This window comes from Microbulbifer variabilis (assembly GCF_056232115.1).
This window is the reverse complement of sequence record NZ_CP174325.1, coordinates 4,544,905-4,562,521: the sequence shown is the minus strand read 5'-3', so window position 1 is coordinate 4,562,521 and position 17,617 is coordinate 4,544,905. Positions and strand designations below refer to the sequence as shown.

The 17,617-nt window shown below is 50.3% G+C and carries 23 protein-coding genes; all 23 read left to right on the top strand.

The features are described from left to right. Positions 1-81: 81 nt before the first annotated feature. The 23 genes from ACJJI7_RS20520 (at position 82) to ACJJI7_RS20410 (ending at position 17,613) form a co-directional block, all read left to right on the top strand. Entirely contained in the window at positions 82-450 is a 369-nt protein-coding gene (locus ACJJI7_RS20520) for a 3TM-type holin (protein ID WP_444901327.1), read from the top strand. Continuing rightward, positions 447-656, top strand: a complete 210-nt coding sequence (locus ACJJI7_RS20515) for a holin (protein WP_444901328.1) — start codon at positions 447-449, stop codon at positions 654-656. Before ACJJI7_RS20520 ends, ACJJI7_RS20515 begins: the two co-directional genes overlap by 4 nt. After that, complete coding sequence (locus tag ACJJI7_RS20510; protein WP_444901329.1) at positions 646-1,347, top strand: hypothetical protein; 702 nt, start codon at positions 646-648, stop codon at positions 1,345-1,347. Before ACJJI7_RS20515 ends, ACJJI7_RS20510 begins: the two co-directional genes overlap by 11 nt. A gap of 86 nt (positions 1,348-1,433) precedes the next feature. Further along, positions 1,434-1,955 (top strand): hypothetical protein, encoded by a 522-nt coding sequence (locus ACJJI7_RS20505; RefSeq protein WP_444901330.1) that lies wholly within the window; start codon positions 1,434-1,436, stop codon positions 1,953-1,955. Further along, positions 1,918-3,921: a terminase gpA endonuclease subunit gene (locus ACJJI7_RS20500; RefSeq protein ID WP_444901331.1), complete on the top strand. Its 2,004-nt coding sequence runs from the start codon at positions 1,918-1,920 to the stop codon at positions 3,919-3,921. Before ACJJI7_RS20505 ends, ACJJI7_RS20500 begins: the two co-directional genes overlap by 38 nt. Further along, positions 3,922-4,137: a DUF6148 family protein gene (locus ACJJI7_RS20495; RefSeq protein WP_444901332.1), complete on the top strand. Its 216-nt coding sequence runs from the start codon at positions 3,922-3,924 to the stop codon at positions 4,135-4,137. Then, complete coding sequence (locus ACJJI7_RS20490; RefSeq protein WP_444901333.1) at positions 4,137-5,618, top strand: phage portal protein; 1,482 nt, start codon at positions 4,137-4,139, stop codon at positions 5,616-5,618. Before ACJJI7_RS20495 ends, ACJJI7_RS20490 begins: the two co-directional genes overlap by 1 nt. A gap of 9 nt (positions 5,619-5,627) precedes the next feature. After that, positions 5,628-7,670 (top strand): ClpP-like prohead protease/major capsid protein fusion protein, encoded by a 2,043-nt coding sequence (locus tag ACJJI7_RS20485; RefSeq protein WP_444901334.1) that lies wholly within the window; start codon positions 5,628-5,630, stop codon positions 7,668-7,670. Between the two features lie 100 nt (positions 7,671-7,770). Continuing rightward, positions 7,771-8,142 carry a capsid cement protein gene (locus tag ACJJI7_RS20480; protein ID WP_444901335.1) on the top strand — a complete coding sequence of 124 codons (372 nt, stop codon included), beginning with the start codon at positions 7,771-7,773 and terminating at the stop codon, positions 8,140-8,142. Between the two features lie 7 nt (positions 8,143-8,149). Further along, positions 8,150-8,446 (top strand): head-tail joining protein, encoded by a 297-nt coding sequence (locus tag ACJJI7_RS20475; RefSeq protein ID WP_444901336.1) that lies wholly within the window; start codon positions 8,150-8,152, stop codon positions 8,444-8,446. A 149-nt stretch (positions 8,447-8,595) separates the two neighbouring features. Continuing rightward, the gene (locus tag ACJJI7_RS20470) at positions 8,596-9,087 is read left to right on the top strand and encodes a hypothetical protein (RefSeq protein ID WP_444901337.1); all 492 of its coding nucleotides are present in this window, start codon (positions 8,596-8,598) and stop codon (positions 9,085-9,087) included. A 113-nt stretch (positions 9,088-9,200) separates the two neighbouring features. Further along, positions 9,201-9,632: a hypothetical protein gene (locus ACJJI7_RS20465; RefSeq protein ID WP_444901338.1), complete on the top strand. Its 432-nt coding sequence runs from the start codon at positions 9,201-9,203 to the stop codon at positions 9,630-9,632. Between the two features lie 155 nt (positions 9,633-9,787). Continuing rightward, entirely contained in the window at positions 9,788-9,916 is a 129-nt protein-coding gene (locus ACJJI7_RS20460) for a hypothetical protein (RefSeq protein ID WP_444901339.1), read from the top strand. Positions 9,917-10,128: 212 nt separating this feature from the next. After that, the gene (locus ACJJI7_RS20455; protein ID WP_444901340.1) at positions 10,129-10,416 is read left to right on the top strand and encodes a hypothetical protein; all 288 of its coding nucleotides are present in this window, start codon (positions 10,129-10,131) and stop codon (positions 10,414-10,416) included. A 101-nt stretch (positions 10,417-10,517) separates the two neighbouring features. Next, positions 10,518-11,135, top strand: coding sequence for a hypothetical protein (locus ACJJI7_RS20450; protein ID WP_444901341.1), 618 nt, complete (start codon positions 10,518-10,520; stop codon positions 11,133-11,135). A 442-nt stretch (positions 11,136-11,577) separates the two neighbouring features. Next, a complete protein-coding gene (locus ACJJI7_RS20445; RefSeq protein WP_444901342.1) occupies positions 11,578-11,820 on the top strand; it encodes a hypothetical protein in 243 nt (80 codons plus the stop codon). A gap of 16 nt (positions 11,821-11,836) precedes the next feature. Beyond that, positions 11,837-12,667: a BRO-N domain-containing protein gene (locus ACJJI7_RS20440; protein WP_444901343.1), complete on the top strand. Its 831-nt coding sequence runs from the start codon at positions 11,837-11,839 to the stop codon at positions 12,665-12,667. A gap of 344 nt (positions 12,668-13,011) precedes the next feature. Beyond that, positions 13,012-13,689 (top strand): hypothetical protein, encoded by a 678-nt coding sequence (locus tag ACJJI7_RS20435; RefSeq protein WP_444901344.1) that lies wholly within the window; start codon positions 13,012-13,014, stop codon positions 13,687-13,689. A 171-nt stretch (positions 13,690-13,860) separates the two neighbouring features. Beyond that, the gene (locus tag ACJJI7_RS20430) at positions 13,861-14,268 is read left to right on the top strand and encodes a hypothetical protein (RefSeq protein WP_444901345.1); all 408 of its coding nucleotides are present in this window, start codon (positions 13,861-13,863) and stop codon (positions 14,266-14,268) included. 26 nt (positions 14,269-14,294) lie between these two features. Further along, a complete protein-coding gene (locus ACJJI7_RS20425) occupies positions 14,295-14,714 on the top strand; it encodes a phage tail tube protein (protein WP_444901346.1) in 420 nt (139 codons plus the stop codon). Then, positions 14,711-15,136: a phage minor tail protein domain-containing protein gene (locus ACJJI7_RS20420; RefSeq protein WP_444901347.1), complete on the top strand. Its 426-nt coding sequence runs from the start codon at positions 14,711-14,713 to the stop codon at positions 15,134-15,136. Before ACJJI7_RS20425 ends, ACJJI7_RS20420 begins: the two co-directional genes overlap by 4 nt. Then, the gene (locus tag ACJJI7_RS20415; RefSeq protein ID WP_444901348.1) at positions 15,136-15,402 is read left to right on the top strand and encodes a hypothetical protein; all 267 of its coding nucleotides are present in this window, start codon (positions 15,136-15,138) and stop codon (positions 15,400-15,402) included. Before ACJJI7_RS20420 ends, ACJJI7_RS20415 begins: the two co-directional genes overlap by 1 nt. A 3-nt stretch (positions 15,403-15,405) precedes the next feature. After that, positions 15,406-17,613, top strand: coding sequence for a phage tail length tape measure family protein (locus ACJJI7_RS20410; protein ID WP_444901349.1), 2,208 nt, complete (start codon positions 15,406-15,408; stop codon positions 17,611-17,613). Positions 17,614-17,617: the final 4 nt, after the last annotated feature.

The window sequence follows — 17,617 nt, the reverse complement described above, 5'->3', positions numbered from 1 at the left end:
GTTCGGGTACTTGCCATAGAGTTTTATACTCCTATATAGCCTTGTGTTTTGCGCACTAAATATCTCACTTTGGAGCTACTAATGATTTCTGCTATTTCCGAATTAATCGGCAAGGTCATAGACAAGGCATTCCCGGATAAGACAGAAGCTAATCGCTTAAAGGCACAGGTGGATTCAAAGTTAATCTCAATGGACCTGGAGGAGCTGAAAGCGGCAACCCAGATAATCACTGCTGAAGCAGGGGGAGAATCATGGCTACAAAGAAACTGGCGGCCAGTAACAATGCTTACGTTCGTGGGGCTGATTGTCTTTCATTGGCTGGGGTGGACGGCACCAAACCTCAGCGAGGACCAGACTCTCGCCCTTCTGGAAATCGTAAAAATCGGCCTCGGTGGTTATGTCGTGGGGCGCAGCGTTGAGAAGGCAACCATTGCCTGGAAGCAGTCATGACACTTCAGGATACCCTAAGAGAATTAGCGGATAAGGCTGGCTATATGACTGCTATTGGTGCGGGAACTTTTGCGGGTTGGCTTGCTAACAACTGGCTTGGCCTTGCGGGTGTGCTTATCGCCGCGGTTGGTCTGATGGTGAATTGGTATTACAACCATAAGCGCTTGAAGCTGCAGGAGCAGCAAGGCGGGGACGATGGACGTTAGTGTAAAGCTGGATACTTCAAAGTTTGATCAAGCCTCGGCTGAATTAAAAAAGCAGTTGCCTTATGCCAGCTCGGTTGCCCTAAATAATGTAGCCTTTCGTATACGGGGAGAAGAGCGCTCAGCGATGGGGCGTGTATTTACAAACCCAGCAAAATTAACGCTGAACTCTGTATTGGTAAAGAAAGCCACGAAGCGTTCTGGCATTGCCAAAGTCTTTATCCGTGATCAGGTTTCCAACGGAACTGCACCGAGTAAATATCTTGCCCCGTCGGTCATGGATGTGAACCGAAACGACAAGCGCTTTGAGCGTGCACTTCGATATATGGGTGTCCTGCCTGCTGGTATGTATGTGGTGCATGGCGAGGCGGCGAGATTAAACAAGCACGGGAATATCTCAGCAGCAACCTATAAAAAAATTCTGGCTGAGCTTCGGGCCGGATCTGGTAGTACGCAGGATAAGAAGGGTAAGTATTTCGTTGGCAAAGTTAATGGTGTCTTAGGCGTTTGGAATAGGGCAGGGGGTAAGCGCCGGCCAACGGTTAAGCCCATTCTGATATTCCTCAAGGGGAAGCCAGACTATAAAAAGCGCTTTCCCTTTCTCCGTATTGCCGAGGGCATAGCGCGGCGCCACCTGCCGATTGAACTTAATAAGGCCATGGATCATGCGATTGCGACTGCAAAAAGACCTTGAACGGGTCCTCCTGACGGGGCCAGCACACGGGTAATTCGAACCGTGTTTTTTTAACAGCTATCTGAAATTTCCTAGGGGGTTATACCTTGGCTGACAACCTATCACTTGATGATCAGGCCACTCAGTCTGGTTTTGCTCGCCTGGTTGGTGCTACTCAACCTGCTATTGCCAAACACTACAAGGCAGAGGTTTTTACCGTAGGTGCCAGTTACAAGGTTTGGCTTCATGAATACTGCGAGCGACTGCGAACCGAGGCCGCAGGCCGCCAGGCGAATGAGGCCCGAAACCGTCGCGATATGGCGCAGGCGGTTGAATCTGAGGCGAATGCCCAATTAAAAATGCGCGAGCTGTACAAGCAGGATCAATTAATTCTGGATATTGAGTCTGTACGCAAGGCGATGGTGGAGTGGTCCACCGTTGGAAAGAATGAATTTATAGGAGCGGTAGAGAGCATCATTATTGCTATCGAAAGTCAGTATGCCATTACCGTCGACAGAGAACCCCTACAGCCAAACATTGACGCTGCCCTCAGAACTATTGGCGGTTACGAGATTGAATTTACAGAGGCTGGTGAAGGAGGTACGCCAGACCTGGATACCGCAGCCTAAGATTCCTCTGATTGAGTGGCTGCCAGAAAATATCAAGTTGCCATCCGAAGATAGCGATAATGCGGGGTACTACCGGGTAGATTTTGTGCCCTATTTCTGGGGTGTAATGCACGCGCTTGATAGCCAGGCTTCTTGGATGGTCGTAATGCAAAAAGCGGCACAGATTGGCTGGACGGTATTGCTAGCGGCAGATATCTGTAAGGTGGCGGTGACCGATCCCGCGCGGGTATTGATGCTCTTTCCAAAGGATTCAAAAGGCCAGAACTTCATGGACGAAAAGTTCGTGAAGATTGTTGAGGGCTCGCCAAATGTAGCGCGTGTGATTGATGTCTCCACCAGTCGCAAGCTGGGCAACAGATCTACCAGAAAAGTATTCCCTGGCGGGGAAGTGCGGACTGTCGGTTCTAATTCCGTCTCTAATGTTAAATCCACCACTGCCAAGCGTGGCTATGTGGAGGAGCCGGACGATACCAACAAAGACGTGGGTGATCAGGGCGACTCCATTCGCCATCTGCGTGAACGTCTAAAACGGATGCGCAATAAGAAATTGATTATTGGCGGCACGCCGGCGGTTGCTGATCTTTCCCAAGTGGAGCACTACACCAAGCTCGGCACCATGCGAGTGCTACCGGTTACCTGTCACGACTGCGGTGAGTCCCATGTGCTGGACTGGGAAAACGTTAGTTGGTTGGAGAATGAGGGCGGCACACCGCACCCGGTATTCGACCTGAATCAGCCAGAAACCGCCGTTTATACCTGTCCTAAATGTGGTAGTGCCTGGGATGACTACCGCCGCCAGGCCAATATTCTGCAGACCTGTAAAACCGCGCGGGAAAACGGCGATGACTTTGCCGGCTGGGTCAAAACCCAATGCGGCGAGGACTTTGCAGAAGATGAAATCGAACCGATAGAAACCTTTATGGAGCTATCAGAGCTTTATGTGTGTATCCCTGGTACTGGCTTGGCGGAGGTCGTCAGGGATTTCTTGGAAGCCGAACACGAAGCCAAAAGCGGCGATGAATCTGCGCGCATCGTATTCCAAAACAACAAGTTAGGCAGGCCCTATAAATATGCGGCCAACCGGTTGCTGGATCATGAAAAACTACATGAAACTGCGGAAGACTATCCAGAGCTATTTTGTCCGGCTGGTGGGTTGCTGGTTACTGTCGGTATTGATGTTCAGCATGACCGGCTTGCCATCACCATCCGCGCATTTGGTCGCAATGAAGAAAGCTGGCAAATGTACTGGGGCGAAATCGATGGCGACACGGTAGATAAGCGCGATAGCTGCTGGGATGCCTTGGACAAGTTAGTTTTCCAGGGCTTCAAGCATGAGCGCTTTGGTGAGATTTACGCATCTGCAGTCAGTATCGATTCCTCTGATGGTACTACCAGCGGCGCGGTGTATGAATGGGTAAGAACTAGAGAAAAAAAATATCGCCGCGTCCTAGTGATGGCAATTAAGGGCGATAGTAGAGACTTTGGCAGCAAAGAAATATTTTCACATCCAAGGAAAGCAGAGGTTAGTAACCCAACGCGCACTACTAAAGCAGATCGCCATCAAGTGAAGTTGTACATGGTGGGCACCCACAAGGCCAAGGATCTTATTGCCAGGCGATTGTTAGGCACCAGCGCCTATATGCATAGCTGCAAGCATGTGCGTCAGGATTACTGGGAGCAGGTCACCGCTGAAGTAAAAGCCCCAAGCAAAAAATATTCAGGAAGGGAAGTTTGGCAGAAAAGACCAGGAAAGAGTAATGAAGGGCTAGATACCGAGGTCTATGCCCTACACGCGGCCTATGCCATGGAAGTGCAAAAAAAGACTGAGAAAAAATGGTCAATTCTTGAGGCACGTCTAGGCCAGCGCACCTTGTTTAGCGAACCTGACCAACCCCCAGCATCCAAGCAATCTGCTAGAAAACCACCCCGGCCAGCGCAGCCCGTTGGCTCTTTACTGGATAGTTAAATGTCTAAAACCCCGCAAGAGATGATCGACCTCTATATTGAGGCCGAGATAGACGTGCTCGCCGGTAAAACCACGGTGATCAATGGTCGGCAATTTACTGCAGAGAACCTGCAGGAAATCCGCGCAGGCCGTCAGGAGTGGGAGCGCCGCGCATATCAAGAAAAACTCAAGGCTGCAGGTAAACGCTGCGGGCCTGCCTACGCGAATTTCTACTAATGAACAAACTGGATTCTGTTATCGGGTTTTTTGCACCCGAGGCTGCCTTGCGCCGTGTGCAGGCGCGCCGGGCATTAGAAGTGGTTGCAGCCTACGAGGCCACGCGGCCCAGTCGTACAAGAAAAAACCCCAGTGATAATCGCAGCGGGGATCTAGTGGTAGAGGGGGGTCTGGAAGCCCTAAGAGGTCAAGCCAGGCACCTTGAACAAAACCATGATTTTGCCTTTGGCATTCTCACCACTCTGACCAACAACATCGTCGGCCCGCGCGGTATTGATGTGGAATTCCAACCCAAAACTTGGGATGGCGATATCCATGACGCTCTAGCCAGCCAAATGAATGATGCCCATAAAGAATGGGCGCGGCGCCCGGAATGTACCCGTCAGTTCAGCTGGGGCAAATCTCAACGGCTTTTATGTAATACCTGGCTGAGGGACGGGGAAACCCTACTTAGGCACCTGCAGGGCTCGGTGCCCGGCTTAAAGCATCGCACCCAGGTGCCTTACACCATCGAATGCCTGGAACCGGATTTCCTGCCGGTGGATTACAACGATCCCAGCAAGCGCATTGTTCAAGGGGTTCAAAAAACGGCCTGGGGCGAGCCATCAGGCTTTTGGTTATACGACGAACATCCCGGTGCCGCATTGAACTGGCGTATGAAACGCAGGCTTCACACTGCCGAAAATATCGAACACCTGAAATTTGTGCGCAGGCTGCATCAAACCCGTGGGGTTTCCATTTTTGCCGCGGTCATGAATCGCCTCAACGATATTAAAGACTATGAAGAAAACGAGCGCGTTGCCGCCAAGATTGCCTCGGCCATGGTGGGTTTTATTCAAAAAGGCGGTCCCGACGATTACTCGCAGAACGAAGTTGATGATGAAGGCAATCGCACCCTGGATATTCGTGCTGGTGCTATCTACGACGATCTACGTCCTGGGGAATCTGTCGGCACCATCCAAAGTAATCGCCCAAGTGGTCTGTTAACGCCATTTTTAGAAACCATGCACCGCATGGCTGCTGCCGGCACCATGGCCAGTTTTAGCAGTATCAGCAAAAACTACAACGGTACTTATAGTTCGCAGCGTCAGGAACTGGTAGAGCAGTGGGCAAACTACGAAACCCTCAGCCTGGAATTCTGTGAGGAAATCGTAGAACCGGTTACTCGTCGCTGGGTGCAAATGGGTTTACTGGCTGAAGCTTTTCAAGTGCCCGCTGATGTGGATCCGGCAACCCTGATGCATGTTGATTTTATTACCCCGGTCATGCCCTGGATTAATCCAGCCCATGAAGCCAGCGCTGATGAGAAGCTGCTGGAAAATGTGCTAGCCAGCCCGCAGCAGACCATCCGCCGCCGTGGCAAGAAGCCGGACGATGTGATTAAGCAGACCGCTGCCTGGCAGCAAAAGCTGCGAAAAAACAAAATCACCACCCCAACTAAACGCACTGCGGTCCCCGCAGAAAATACTGAACCCGAGTAGGAGACCGCAATGCCCAATAAATCCTGGTACAGCATTACCGCTGCCGCAAATAGCACTGAAGCCGATATCTATCTGTACGACACCATCGGTTACTGGGGCGTAACTGCAAAGGACTTTGCTCGAGATCTTAAAGCGCTTGGGGATATCAGCAAGATCAATCTACACATTAACTGCCCCGGTGGTGATGTGTTCGACGGCACCGCTATTTACAACCTGCTGAAAGATCACAAAGCCGAGGTGGAAACGTGGATTGAAGGCATCGCAGCCAGTATGGGCAGTGTGATTGCCCTTGCTGGGGATACTGTTCATATCGCCGAGAATGCCTATTACATGGTGCACAACCCCAGTGCCGGTGTTCGCGGTGATGAGCGCGCTCTGGAAAAAACCAAGAGCCTGCTGGCCAAAGTCAAAACCACCATGAAAAGCCTGTATTCCTCCCGCACCGGAATGTCCGATGAGGAAATTAGTCAAGTGATGGATGACGAGACTTGGTATACCGGCGCCGAAGCCGTGGAAGCCGGCTTTGCTACCGATACCACAGCAGCAGTGGAAATGGCTGCAAGCTTCAGTGCTGATCACTTAAACCAATTCAAACATACCCCGCAAGCCATCAGCGCAATAGTTGCGCAAGGGACAGATCCCGTTCGATTCCCGTCTGCAGTTGCAGGCAACCCAACCCAAACCAAGGAAGCGCAGACCATGCCTAAATCCAACCCCGGACAGCCGGGTGCAACCACCGACAACGGGGTTACACCAGAAATGAAAGCGCAGATTGCCGCCGATGCCAAAGCGCAATTTGCAGCCGATGAAAAGCAACGCAAAGACGCTATTAAAGCGGTTTTTAAGGGCTTCGATGCACACAGCACCGTAATGCAATCCTGTCTGGATGATATGGACTGTGACGCTGAAAAAGCCAAAGACCAACTGCTCACAGCCCTCGGCAGCCAAACCCCAACCCCCGTGCAAAGCTACAGCCTGGTGGTGCAGGAAGGCGAAGGGATTAAACGCATGAAAGCCGATGCCGAAAATGCCATCGCCATGCGCGCCCTCGGTGAAAAGCGCACTGAAGGTAACAGCCTCACCGGCTATACCATGATGGAGATTGCCCGCATTCTGATGCAGGCCCACAGCCAGAATTTGGCTGGCTTGGATAAGATGGGTATCGTCGCCGCCGCCTTTACCCACAGCTCCGGGGACTTCGCCACGGTCCTCGGCAATATTGCGAATAAATCCATGCTGAAAGGTTATTCGGAAGCAGCAGAAGTATTTCCGCAGTTTACCGCCACCGGTAACTTGAGCGATTTTAAGATCGCCACCCGCACGGATCTAGGCACCTTCCCCTCACTGCGCCAAGTGGCACCGGGGGCAGAATTTAAATACGTGAGTATTGGAGAGCGCGCCGAAACCGCTGCCCTGGCCACCTATGGGGAAATGTTCTCTATTAACCGCCAGGCGATTATTAATGACGACCTCGGAGCCTTCACCCGCATCCCACAAAAAATGGGCCTCGCCGCCGTGCGTACCGTTGGAGACCTGGTGTTTAGTATCCTGCTCAACAACCCAGAAATGGCCGATGGCAAAGCCCTGTTCCATGCCGACCATGGCAACCTCGCCACCAAGTCTGGTATCAATACTGCCAGCATCGACGCCGCACGGGTACTGATGGGCAAGCAAAAGGATGGCACCGCCTTCCTGAATATCCGCCCCAAATTCCTGCTGTGTGATATCGCCGACGAGGGTGCCGCAAAAGTTGCGCTGGAATCTGAATTTGAAGTAGGTGTTTCTGAGAAATCCAACACTGTACCCAACAGTGTGCGCAATATTGCCAGCGTGATCTCCGATGCTCGTCTCAGCGGACACAATGGTTGGTACCTCAATGCCGATCCGGTAGCGCACGACACTATCGAAGTGCTTTACCTAGACGGCCAGCAAGCCCCAGTGCTGGAGCAGCAAAACGGCTGGAATATCGACGGGGTGGAATTCAAAGTCCGCCTCGATGCAGCTGCCAAAGCCTGGGATGCTAAAGGCATGGTGAAAACACCCAAGACCTAATACCCAGTTCAAACCAAGCAGAATCTTAAATAATCCGAAAAGGGCCGCATAACGCGGCCTTTTTTATTGCAACAGATCTGACCCAAGCGGAGAAAATGAAATGGCTACTAATTTTGTACAAGATGGGCGCCTACTGAATTACACCAACAACACCAGCGCCGCTATTACCTCTGGCCAAGTGTTAGCAGTAGGCGCAGTGCTGGGTGTAGCGATGGATGATATCGTCGTGGGCGCATCTGGTGTGATCGCTATTGAAGGCGTATTCACTGTGCCCAAGGTATCCGGTGCAGTGATTGCTCAGGGCAACTCCCTCACCTGGGATGTTTCCGCAGGGGCCTTTGATGATGCCGCTGCTACAGCCGCAACCGGCGATATCACCGGTCCAACCGCCTTCGCTGCAGAGGCAGCCGGTAATGGTGCCACCAGCCTCGCGGTGAAATTTACCGGCGTACCAGGCACGGTGAAGGCCTAGGTGATCTATGGACCTGGACCAGAGAGCCGCAGAACGCGCGTTCCGCAAATGGAGCAAGCCCGCTATCTATACCGATGGTAGCGGTGCTGAGCCTATTGACTGCCGGGTGATAAAGGATCAGGAGATTGACGAGTTCGCTGAGGAGGAGCGCCTGCGGGTAACGCGTATTGAGCTGAGTCTGCTGGTGAGTGAAGTGGGGGCTTACAACTCTGATGCGGTGATTACGTTGGGTGGAGTGGCCTATACGGTGCGCAAGCGGTTGGCGGATGATGGGGTGGTTTGGCGGGTGCAGGTGGATGGGTAGCCTGAGTGGGTAAGTTAGTACAGGATTTATGATTACCTAATCTATTGAGTTAGTAGAAAATGATGGCGTGTTGGCGTAAATTTGTATCAGAAAAAGTAGTCACGGAAATAGTGGTCACGATGACCACTATATAAATGTTAGGTGAATCTATGCTGCCGAGGGATTTGAAATATAAGTTACATCTACACATTGGAAAGCTTGGTGATGTGTCACTGAAGCACCGAAGCTCAGTTTTGCTGCTGTCTGTTTTGATGTTTTTAGTTGACCCTACCATGCAAGTTACTTTAGGTAAGGCTTCTGTCGCTGGCTTAGGTATCTCGGTTGATCCACCTCAAACAATTCATATAGGTATTTTTCTTCTGATTCTACTTCTATATAGGCTGGTAGCATTTTGGGTTTCGGTGCTATTGGAAAGTGGCACAGATGAAAGTAGGGCTACGAGAAAAGCCTTATTAGATTTTGATCCAGCTTGGGAGGCCGAAAAGTACCGGCACCGGCCTGGTGATATGGAGCAGCTTATAAAAAATGAGTCTGGTGCAATCGTTTATAAATGGAGCGTGAGGCAAATTTTATGGGAGTTTGTGCTTCCTAATGTTTTAGCTTTGACTGCATTAGTTAAATACGTGGCTGGGTATGTCTAATCACCTAACAAGCGGCTGTAATCGCCGCGTAAAAGGCGCGCAGCTGGGGCTGTTTATTCCGCTGCGCTCCATAAACAGCCCCCAAGCCGGGCGTTATGAGCCAAGGATAGAGAATGTGTTTTAGCAAAGACTCTAAATATCTGAAAGATGGTCGACTCGAAGATGTTCTGGCCCTTTTACAAGTTCTTGCTTTGGACCAGAAATCGCACCGCAGTGAATCCGGACTAAAAGATGAACTCTCAGATAAGCCCAAATCAGCAGAAACATGGCTTACCTTGGCACAGGAGCATCAAGAATTCTTTCGTGTCGTGAAATCTAAGAAATTTCCAGTCTCCTTGGTTTTGAGGCACATTTCAGACCCTGATAAAAACACACGTCCACCCTTATCTCCAGAGCAAGCACAGTCTTTGCTCAGTACAGCAATAGAACTACATGATCGGCAATTAAAGAGGTCGCAGAGGTGGACAGTTTTGATACCTATTTGGGTAGCAGTTCTCGGTGCTCTGGTTACTCTTTTTAAAGTTTGGTGCTCAAATGGCTCATAACAAGTTGCTGTTGTCGCCGCTACGCGGCTGGGACGGCCTGCTGTATACTCCCCGTATAGAGGACTGAGTTTTCCTTTTTACGGCGGCCATGAGCGTGAATACAATACTGCAAGGAAATAGCGCTCGCCCAATATTCACTCTCCTTTGGGTGTTCAATGGCTGCCGCCCAAATGGGGCAAAGCCCGCTACCTATACCGATGGTAGTGGTGCTGAGCCTGCTGGTGAGTGAGGTGGGTTCTTACAACTCAGGGGCGGTGGTTACGCTGGGTGGTGTGGCCTTATAAGGTGCGTAAGCAGCTGGCGGATGATGGGATTGTTTGACGGGTGCAGGTGGATGGGTAGCCTGTGTGGGTGGGTCAGAACAGGGTTTATGATCGCAGTAATCTATTGAATTAGTAGAAAATGATGGCGTGTTGGCGTAAATTTGTATCAGAAATAGTGGTCATGATGACCACTATATAAATGTTAGAATTTTCCAAGAATTAGAGGTTTGAGTATGACAGAGAAAAATAAAATCCTTGGCGGCAAAGCTCTCTTTGACGCCATGATGGAAGACTCATCTAAAGAAGCTGAGATCTATGAAAAAATAAAAATCGATGATGATCATCTAGTTTTGAATTTTAGTTATGAGTACACAATACCTCTCAGCGAATTGCAGTCACATACCCAGGTCCTGAGTTGGGTTTTGCACCTAAGTGAAAAAACCTGGATCGAGAAAGATCATTTAATTGCGTTTATCAGGGCTGCTAATAAAGCGGCTGGGCTCCCTGAACTAAATCCATAATTCTAACGAGGTACTGTAGTCGCTGCGCTGGGACCTCCGTTCCGCTGCGCTTCACTACGGCCCCTAAGCACGGCGTTATACGTTACAAGAAGTGTGTCTGTATGGATAAAACAGCGTATGTATTAATCGGTGTGGTTTTAGGTGTTCTACTAAATGCCTTCAAGGAATGGTGGTTCCAGAATAGCAAGAGCAAAAAAGATCTTGAATATCTTACCATTCGCATCTCTTGTGTTCTCGACACCTTCGTGAACGGATGTGCTGGTGTCGTAGCGGATGATGGCCTCTGTTATGGCCAGCCGGATCAAAACGGGTATCGGTCAATACAGACAAAAACACCAAACTTCGATCCTCTTTCTTTCGAAGTAGAGTGGAAGGCTCTCCCAGCGAACTTAATGTATGAGGTACTTAGTCTCCCAAATCAAATAGAAGCCGCAAATCATAAAATATTCGGGGCATTTGAGTATGCTGCCTCGCCGCCAGACTACGAAGAAGGATTTGAAGAGCGTAAAATGCAGTACGCCACGCTGGGATTAAAGGCTCATGACTTGGCTTCAAAATTACGTTCCATTGGGAAGTTACCTCATCAAGTCGCTCTGGCACCAGAGGAATGGAACCCAGTGCAATTCATGAAGGAAGCGGCCGATAAGATTGAGAAATTACAAGAAGAACGTAATACAAGACACAAAGCGTCAATGCAGGAAATTAATGAAAGCGCATAACACGGCGCTCAAGATGGATGCCGATTCCGATACGCTCCATTTGCGCCCTTTAGCTGAGCGTTAACCGCTACTAACCCCTGAGTAGCAATAAAAAACCCTACCAGTCACCGCTGGTGGGGTTTTTTATTGCCTGCGGAAGCGGGCTGTATAGAAAACCATATATTTGGAGTGATTAACTGGAGATTGGCGACAAGGTATTGTTTAAACCGCAGTTGGCGTGTAGTGTTGGAGGCCTAAAACTCATAGTCCGGCCCCCGCACCCGTTAGCAGCGGTTTTTTTGCGCCCGAAATCCGTGCGTGAAATGCTTGTAATGGCGGGATGAGATAGGCGTGAATACAACACCCCTTTGGGGAAATAGCGCCCAGGCTTGACTATGAGCCTTAGTGAGTCCCGCCGCCTCAGCAAAGCGGCACCTCTAAAACATAGTCATAGGAGGCCGCCATGGCCAGTGCCCACGCAATCTCCACAGTTAATCACTCCCAGCCAGCGCTACAGCCGGCTCATGTCCAGCAGTTGCGCGAATTACAGTATTTAAACTTGGCCCGCCAGTACATTCTGGAATGGCCCGACTCCCCAGTAAAAACCGTCGCACTCAATGCCCTCTGTGGCGAAGAGGGCGCGGTCCTGGTTGGATTGGCCTACGCCGCCGAATGTATGGCTGCAAGGCAGAGTACTGAACATTAACCACAGGAGAGTGATTATGAGTAACGTGATTCCATTTGATTTCAAAAGCCGCCAAGTACGTGTTGTTGAGCAGAATGGTGAGCCGTGGTTTGTGGCTAAGGATGTGGCCGGTGTACTCGGTTACTCTGATGCTCAAGCAATGACTAGAAAGCTTGATGATGACGAAAAGTCAAACCGACAGATTGTCGGTTTGGGATCTCCTACAGGGGGACGCGGTACAACAGTTATTAACGAATCCGGTTTGTACTCGGTAATCCTGACAAGCCAGAAGTCTGAAGCCAAAGCGTTCAAACGCTGGGTAACTCATGAGGTTCTGCCCAGCATTCGCAAGACGGGTCAATACGGTGAACCTAAAGAAGAGTTATCAGGTGACAAGCTGCTGATAGTGGCCAATCGCTCATTTGGAGCAGCCCACGGTTTAGCCAAGCGAATGGGCATGAAGGGTAATCAGGCAATCTTACTGGCCAATCGGGTAGTGGAAGAAACCACCGGCATCAGCCCAATGAAGCTAATGGGGGTAACCCACCTGGAGGCCGAGAACAACGAACCTCTCTATACCCCCTCGGAATTGGGTAAAGCGTACGAAATGAGTGCCCGAGAGTTCAACGCCATCCTACAGCGGATGGGGCTGCAGAAGCATGTGGAATACAAACCGCGCAAGAAACGCTGGGAGCTAACCCCCAAAGGTGAAGAGTTTGGCCGTTACTGCGATACCGGCAAGAATCACTCCGGCGGCGCCCCAGTGCAGCAGCTCAAATGGCGTAAAGCGGTATTGGAAGAGGTTGCCCGGTACGCGGAACAGCTCCGCGATAAGTTGCCAGGGGGTTCCTTCCTTAAAGTAGTTTAAGATTTACGGCGGCCATGAGTGTGAATACAATACCGCAAGGAAATAGCGCTCGCCCACTTTTCATTCTCCTTTGGGTGTTCAGTGGCCGCCGCCTTTTGAAAGGCGTTCCAAGGTGATATAAATAAGTCTCTTTAGTTTTAACTGTTGGTGTACCTTGGACATGTAGAAATCACAAAAATACTAACAAATAGCAGTGGCTTGAAAGTTTCGGACAGGATGGCCTACATTGCGCGTCGTTACATTTCGATCAATTGTTTGTTGGGTATTAAAATTGTAGGTAAATAGAAATTAGCGCGTTTTGTTGTCGACGGTAAATTTAATCGATTTTAGATTTTAGTGTGGATATGAAAAGACTTTCTTTATGGTTTAACATTATAATAGTTGCTTTACTGGCCATTGTTTTTGCTACTGCTCTTGATAGAAGGTATATACCATCTGAGCTTGCTATAAGCGTCGCGATGTCGGTTTCTGTTGTGCTTGTAGTGGTCGCAGGAATAATTTTCATTAATGAGGAAGTTGGCAAAGACTTTTCGAGGCGGAGCCGAAAGAAAGGTGATCAAAATACTCTTTATGATATTGCTCATGTTGTGTATTTATTAGTAGTACCCTTTGTTTCATATGTGGGGATATTGGGGTTAGGCTCCTTTTATACATATCATGCATCCGAGTCGAGATTGTCTAAATACACTGTTAGCCTTCAATATGAAGAGAATAGGCGCGGGAATAAAGGGTTTCTGAGAGGATTAAAGTGTAGGAAAAAGTTAAAAGCTGACTCCAAGTATAGTGATATAGTTTACGCTTACTACTGTCTTGATGATGAGGGAGATATATTTTGGACAGAGAAAATGAAGGTTTGCCCTTATGTCAAGACGTCAATTTTTGGGATATGGATCTCGGACTGGAATTTGGCTTCATCAAAAAATGGGTATAAAAAAGTTTCGCAGAATAATATGCATATTTCCACGCAATTTATGAGCGCTGAGTTTTTACTAAGAAAAGCAGAAAAATTTGAGTGTATATAAGTGCATAAATAAAACCTTGGTTTTTAGAAAGTTGAATTTTTACTTGTGGACACTTTGAGATCCTGATGGCCTTGCTAAACTAGTAGCTAGTGTAGAACCTCTTTATTTTGTAGCTTTACAAACCCGCTCACGCGGGTTTTTTTATGCCTAAAATTCCTGGAGCGATCCCCAATGACCCAGCGCATCATCATCCGCGATGTCGTTTTAAACAAACTGAAAACTCTGTCTGGCTACACATTTCCACCTCCTGGCACCACAGAAGAAATAGATTCAAAAAAGCTACCAGCCATTGTGCTGGGATTTGCAACCGAAAATACTGACCACGAAATGTATGGCGGCACCAATCGGCAGCTGGATCTGACTATTACTGCGGTAGTAAAGAGCGATGGCGATATATATGCCGCACTGGATCAGGCAGCTGCGGATATTGAGAGCACATTGCAGAATGCCTCTCTGGGTGGCAGCTGTGACTTATTCCTACTCAGCCAAACCCAGTTTGCCTTGGATCAGGATCACCCGCTGGGCGAGGTGCGCCTGACTTACAGCGCCCAGTATTCCACTGAACCCACAGAACTTTAATTGAGCAACCCGCAGAGGGCACAACGATGGCACAAGGTTACAAAACAAAATTTTCCCGCAGCGATGATGGCAGCTCCTATACGCCAGTGGCGGGTATGCTAGATATCGATCCCGGTGAGGAGTCGCGCGGTTCTGTTGAGATGACGCCGATTGATGGCACCAGCGGCTATATGGATTACGATCCGTCAGGCTTACGTGATGCCGGTGAGGTCTCCATTACCTTGATTTGGAATGAGAGCGACAGTGGCCAGCAGGCCCTGCGTGCTGATTACGATTCCGATACCAATAAACATTACAAAATCGAGTATCCCGAAGGTACTACGGTGGAATTAATCGCCCATATTACCGGCTGGGGTAAGGCGGTGCCCAAGGATGACAAGATCACCCGTACCGTGAAGTTGAAAATTTCCGGAAAGCCTTCGGTAACGGCAGGTGGTCAATCATGAATTCTATTCCTGCGCCTATTTTAGAATCCGAAACTGTTTTATTTGGCCAGCAGAAAGTAGAGCTGTTTGAACTGAGTGCCTACCACCGCTGTGAATACCTGCAAAAGACCACTGAGGATATTCCGCTGCCGCAGAATGAAGAGGTACCCGAAACTGAACTGGAAAACTTCGGTCAGCTTTGGGCTTTCCGGCTGGGAGAGGTGAGCAAGAAATTGCTACTGGTTGCCTATGCCATCTGGATGAAGCCGGATTGTCAGGAATCACTGGAGCAGATTCATCAGAGCTTAATACGCAGTGTGACTCCTAAGTTGATTGATGTGCTTTATGTGCCTGCGGCCAAGTTATCTGGTCTCTATGTAGAAGCATCCACTGAAAGAGAGAGCGGCGAACCAGAAAGCGAGGACAACGAAAAAAAAGGCTAGTGCCGGGTTTTCACTTTGCCCGGCAGCTCGCGCGGGATTTTAATCGTCCCGATTATTTCAATATGTTGCGCTCCATGAGTTCTACCGAGTTGGATCACTGGTATGAATATCACTCTGAGCGCCCCCTAAATACCGAAGTCCAGCAGTGGCAGCTAGCCCACATTGCCGCCGGCACACTGGGTGGCAAAGTCTCTAACTTCCTACCTCAGCCGCACAAGCCAAAAACCGTGCAGCAACAAATCGCAATCTGGAACTCCATGAGCTGAGCAATGGCAAAACAAACTTCCATGGCCACCATGGTGGCAAACCTGGAGCTGCGCTCCACTCAATATAAGCGGGAGATGGCCCAGGCTGCCGCACGCAATAAACAGCTCACCCGCGAGATAAAGTCCACCAGCGCCGCTGGTGATATGTTCGGTCGCTCAATGCGCGGTGCCGCCCAAGGTGTTGCTGCGATTGACGGTCCCCTGGGTGGTGTGGCCGGGCGTCTCAGTGCGGTTAACGGCCTTGTGACTGGAGGCGGTTTGGCATGGGCTGGGCTAGGTGTTGCTATCGCGGGTGCCACTGCGGTGATGTACAAAAGCATTCGCGCCGCAGAAGAAATGGAACGGGGCCAGCTCAAGATTGAGGCACTGTTGAGAGCCACAGGTAATGCCAGCGGTCGTACTGCGCAAGAGTTGGATGAGCAGGCGCGCTCGGTGGCTCGCAATACCCTGGCCAGTGTTTCAGGAATGCGCGATGCACAGGGCGTACTGCTCACCTTCAAGTCAGTGCAAACCGACGTGTTCGATCAGGCCATAGTGCTGTCGCAAGATCTGGCGGCGGTAATGGGTGGCGATGCCAAAAGTGCAGCGTTACAACTTGGTAAGGCGCTGGAAGATCCAGCAAGCGGCCTGACAGCACTGAAACGTTCTGGTGTCTCGTTTACCGAGACAGAAAAAGAACAGATCAGGACCATGCAGGAGAGTGGCCAAGTCGCCGAAGCGCAGCGCTTCATCCTGGCCAAGCTGGCACAACAGGTAGGCGGGGCTGGCTCCGGTGAGGCGGGTGGGCTTGCTGGCCAGGTCGATACTCTAAGCCAGAACTGGCAAGAGTTTCTGGAGGCAATGGGCAGGACCGAGGAGGCCTCCAAGAGTGTGGGTTTTGTCGCCGATGCGGTGAGCTGGTGGCGCACTGTGTTGATGCCAACGGAAGCCGAAAAGAGCGCAGATAAATATTTCGAGCTGCAAGATAAGTATGTCGCGCATCAGAAGCTACTGGAGAAAGCGACCGCTCAAGGTGTAACGGTACAGATTGAGCAGCAAAGTTACTGGGTAGAAAAATACCGAGCACAGCTGCAGGAAATGAAAGATGCCGATCTAACAGCGGCAATGGCGCGGCGGGAGGAGCAGAAAAAAGCGGCAGAAGCGGCAGCGGCGGCCAGGGAGCAGGCAGAGCGGGACCGCGCGGCGGAAGAGTTGAAGCGCCAGCAAGATGCGGGCTCTCTGCAGTTGAGTCAGCTGGATCAATTTCTCGCCGACCAGAGTGGCAAGATTCAACTCGACCATGAGCAGCGACTACAGCAGATAGCCGCGTTACAAATCTCTGAACAGGAACTTAGAAAGCGAGGTTTCGAATCCACCGAGGCGTTGCGGGCTGAGTATGCCGAGCGCGAGAAAGCACGCTATCAAATGGCTCTGGCCGAAGAGCAGGCGCGCTCGGAGAGTGGTGAGGGCGATGGTAACCAAGCCGGTGCCGATGGCCTTACAGATGCAGAACGTCAGCGCATGGTGGCCCGCCTGGAAACATTACAGCTTTCCTGGCTTACCGAGATGGAACAACTACAGGTACAGCAAGATGAAGAAATGGCCCTGCTGGATCAGGGTTATGCCAGCAAGCTATTTGCCCATGATGAATATGAACGCAGGCTAACCCTTTTAGAAAACAAACATCGAAAGCAGCGCGAAAAGCTCGAACAGGCTTCTAACAAAAGCAAGCTGAAAATGTTTACTGCCGGTGCCGGGCAGATCTTGTCTGCCGCGGCTGCTTACAATCAAAAAGCGGCAAAGGCAGAGATGGCTGTGGCTGTTTTCTCTACAGGGGTTTCGCTGGTAAAGAATATTGCCAAGGCATCAGAGATCGGTTATCCGCAAAATATTCCAATGATCGCCGGGGCTATCACTCAAGGGGTGCAGATTGCCGGCATGTTGTCATCGCTGAAAGCACCCGGCGGGGTTTCCGGTGATGCCAGCGCACCCAGTATGAGTACCGGGGGTGCAGTAGCAGCCACACCATCAGAGAGTTTTGCCAGTTCTGGTAATGATGGTTTTGTAGAAGGTGAAACCAAACAGCCGGCAAGCCAGTATATTTTTGAATTCCATGGTCCGGTTGGTGATCGCGCTGATCAGTTTATCGAGGATATTAAAACTCAAATTGAGGAAGGGGATTTGGTGCTATTTGATAAGAATAGCCGCCAGGGTCAGGAACTAAGGGGGTAGGGCC

What these genes read in the sequence shown, in the direction of transcription:
- ACJJI7_RS20515 (WP_444901328.1), top strand. Translation starts at nt 447, where the DNA reads ATGACACTTCAGGATACCCTAAGAGAATTAGCGGATAAGGCTGGCTAT.
- ACJJI7_RS20465 (WP_444901338.1), top strand. Translation starts at nt 9,201, where the DNA reads ATGTGTTTTAGCAAAGACTCTAAATATCTGAAAGATGGTCGACTCGAA.
- ACJJI7_RS20455 (WP_444901340.1), top strand. Translation starts at nt 10,129, where the DNA reads ATGACAGAGAAAAATAAAATCCTTGGCGGCAAAGCTCTCTTTGACGCC.
- ACJJI7_RS20485 (WP_444901334.1), top strand. Translation starts at nt 5,628, where the DNA reads ATGCCCAATAAATCCTGGTACAGCATTACCGCTGCCGCAAATAGCACT.
- ACJJI7_RS20450 (WP_444901341.1), top strand. Translation starts at nt 10,518, where the DNA reads ATGGATAAAACAGCGTATGTATTAATCGGTGTGGTTTTAGGTGTTCTA.
- ACJJI7_RS20490 (WP_444901333.1), top strand. Translation starts at nt 4,137, where the DNA reads ATGAACAAACTGGATTCTGTTATCGGGTTTTTTGCACCCGAGGCTGCC.
- ACJJI7_RS20460 (WP_444901339.1), top strand. Translation starts at nt 9,788, where the DNA reads ATGGCTGCCGCCCAAATGGGGCAAAGCCCGCTACCTATACCGATGGTA.
- ACJJI7_RS20480 (WP_444901335.1), top strand. Translation starts at nt 7,771, where the DNA reads ATGGCTACTAATTTTGTACAAGATGGGCGCCTACTGAATTACACCAAC.
- ACJJI7_RS20430 (WP_444901345.1), top strand. Translation starts at nt 13,861, where the DNA reads ATGACCCAGCGCATCATCATCCGCGATGTCGTTTTAAACAAACTGAAA.
- ACJJI7_RS20420 (WP_444901347.1), top strand. Translation starts at nt 14,711, where the DNA reads ATGAATTCTATTCCTGCGCCTATTTTAGAATCCGAAACTGTTTTATTT.
- ACJJI7_RS20410 (WP_444901349.1), top strand. Translation starts at nt 15,406, where the DNA reads ATGGCAAAACAAACTTCCATGGCCACCATGGTGGCAAACCTGGAGCTG.
- ACJJI7_RS20440 (WP_444901343.1), top strand. Translation starts at nt 11,837, where the DNA reads ATGAGTAACGTGATTCCATTTGATTTCAAAAGCCGCCAAGTACGTGTT.
- ACJJI7_RS20520 (WP_444901327.1), top strand. Translation starts at nt 82, where the DNA reads ATGATTTCTGCTATTTCCGAATTAATCGGCAAGGTCATAGACAAGGCA.
- ACJJI7_RS20425 (WP_444901346.1), top strand. Translation starts at nt 14,295, where the DNA reads ATGGCACAAGGTTACAAAACAAAATTTTCCCGCAGCGATGATGGCAGC.
- ACJJI7_RS20510 (WP_444901329.1), top strand. Translation starts at nt 646, where the DNA reads ATGGACGTTAGTGTAAAGCTGGATACTTCAAAGTTTGATCAAGCCTCG.
- ACJJI7_RS20475 (WP_444901336.1), top strand. Translation starts at nt 8,150, where the DNA reads ATGGACCTGGACCAGAGAGCCGCAGAACGCGCGTTCCGCAAATGGAGC.
- ACJJI7_RS20445 (WP_444901342.1), top strand. Translation starts at nt 11,578, where the DNA reads ATGGCCAGTGCCCACGCAATCTCCACAGTTAATCACTCCCAGCCAGCG.
- ACJJI7_RS20470 (WP_444901337.1), top strand. Translation starts at nt 8,596, where the DNA reads ATGCTGCCGAGGGATTTGAAATATAAGTTACATCTACACATTGGAAAG.
- ACJJI7_RS20435 (WP_444901344.1), top strand. Translation starts at nt 13,012, where the DNA reads ATGAAAAGACTTTCTTTATGGTTTAACATTATAATAGTTGCTTTACTG.
- ACJJI7_RS20495 (WP_444901332.1), top strand. Translation starts at nt 3,922, where the DNA reads ATGTCTAAAACCCCGCAAGAGATGATCGACCTCTATATTGAGGCCGAG.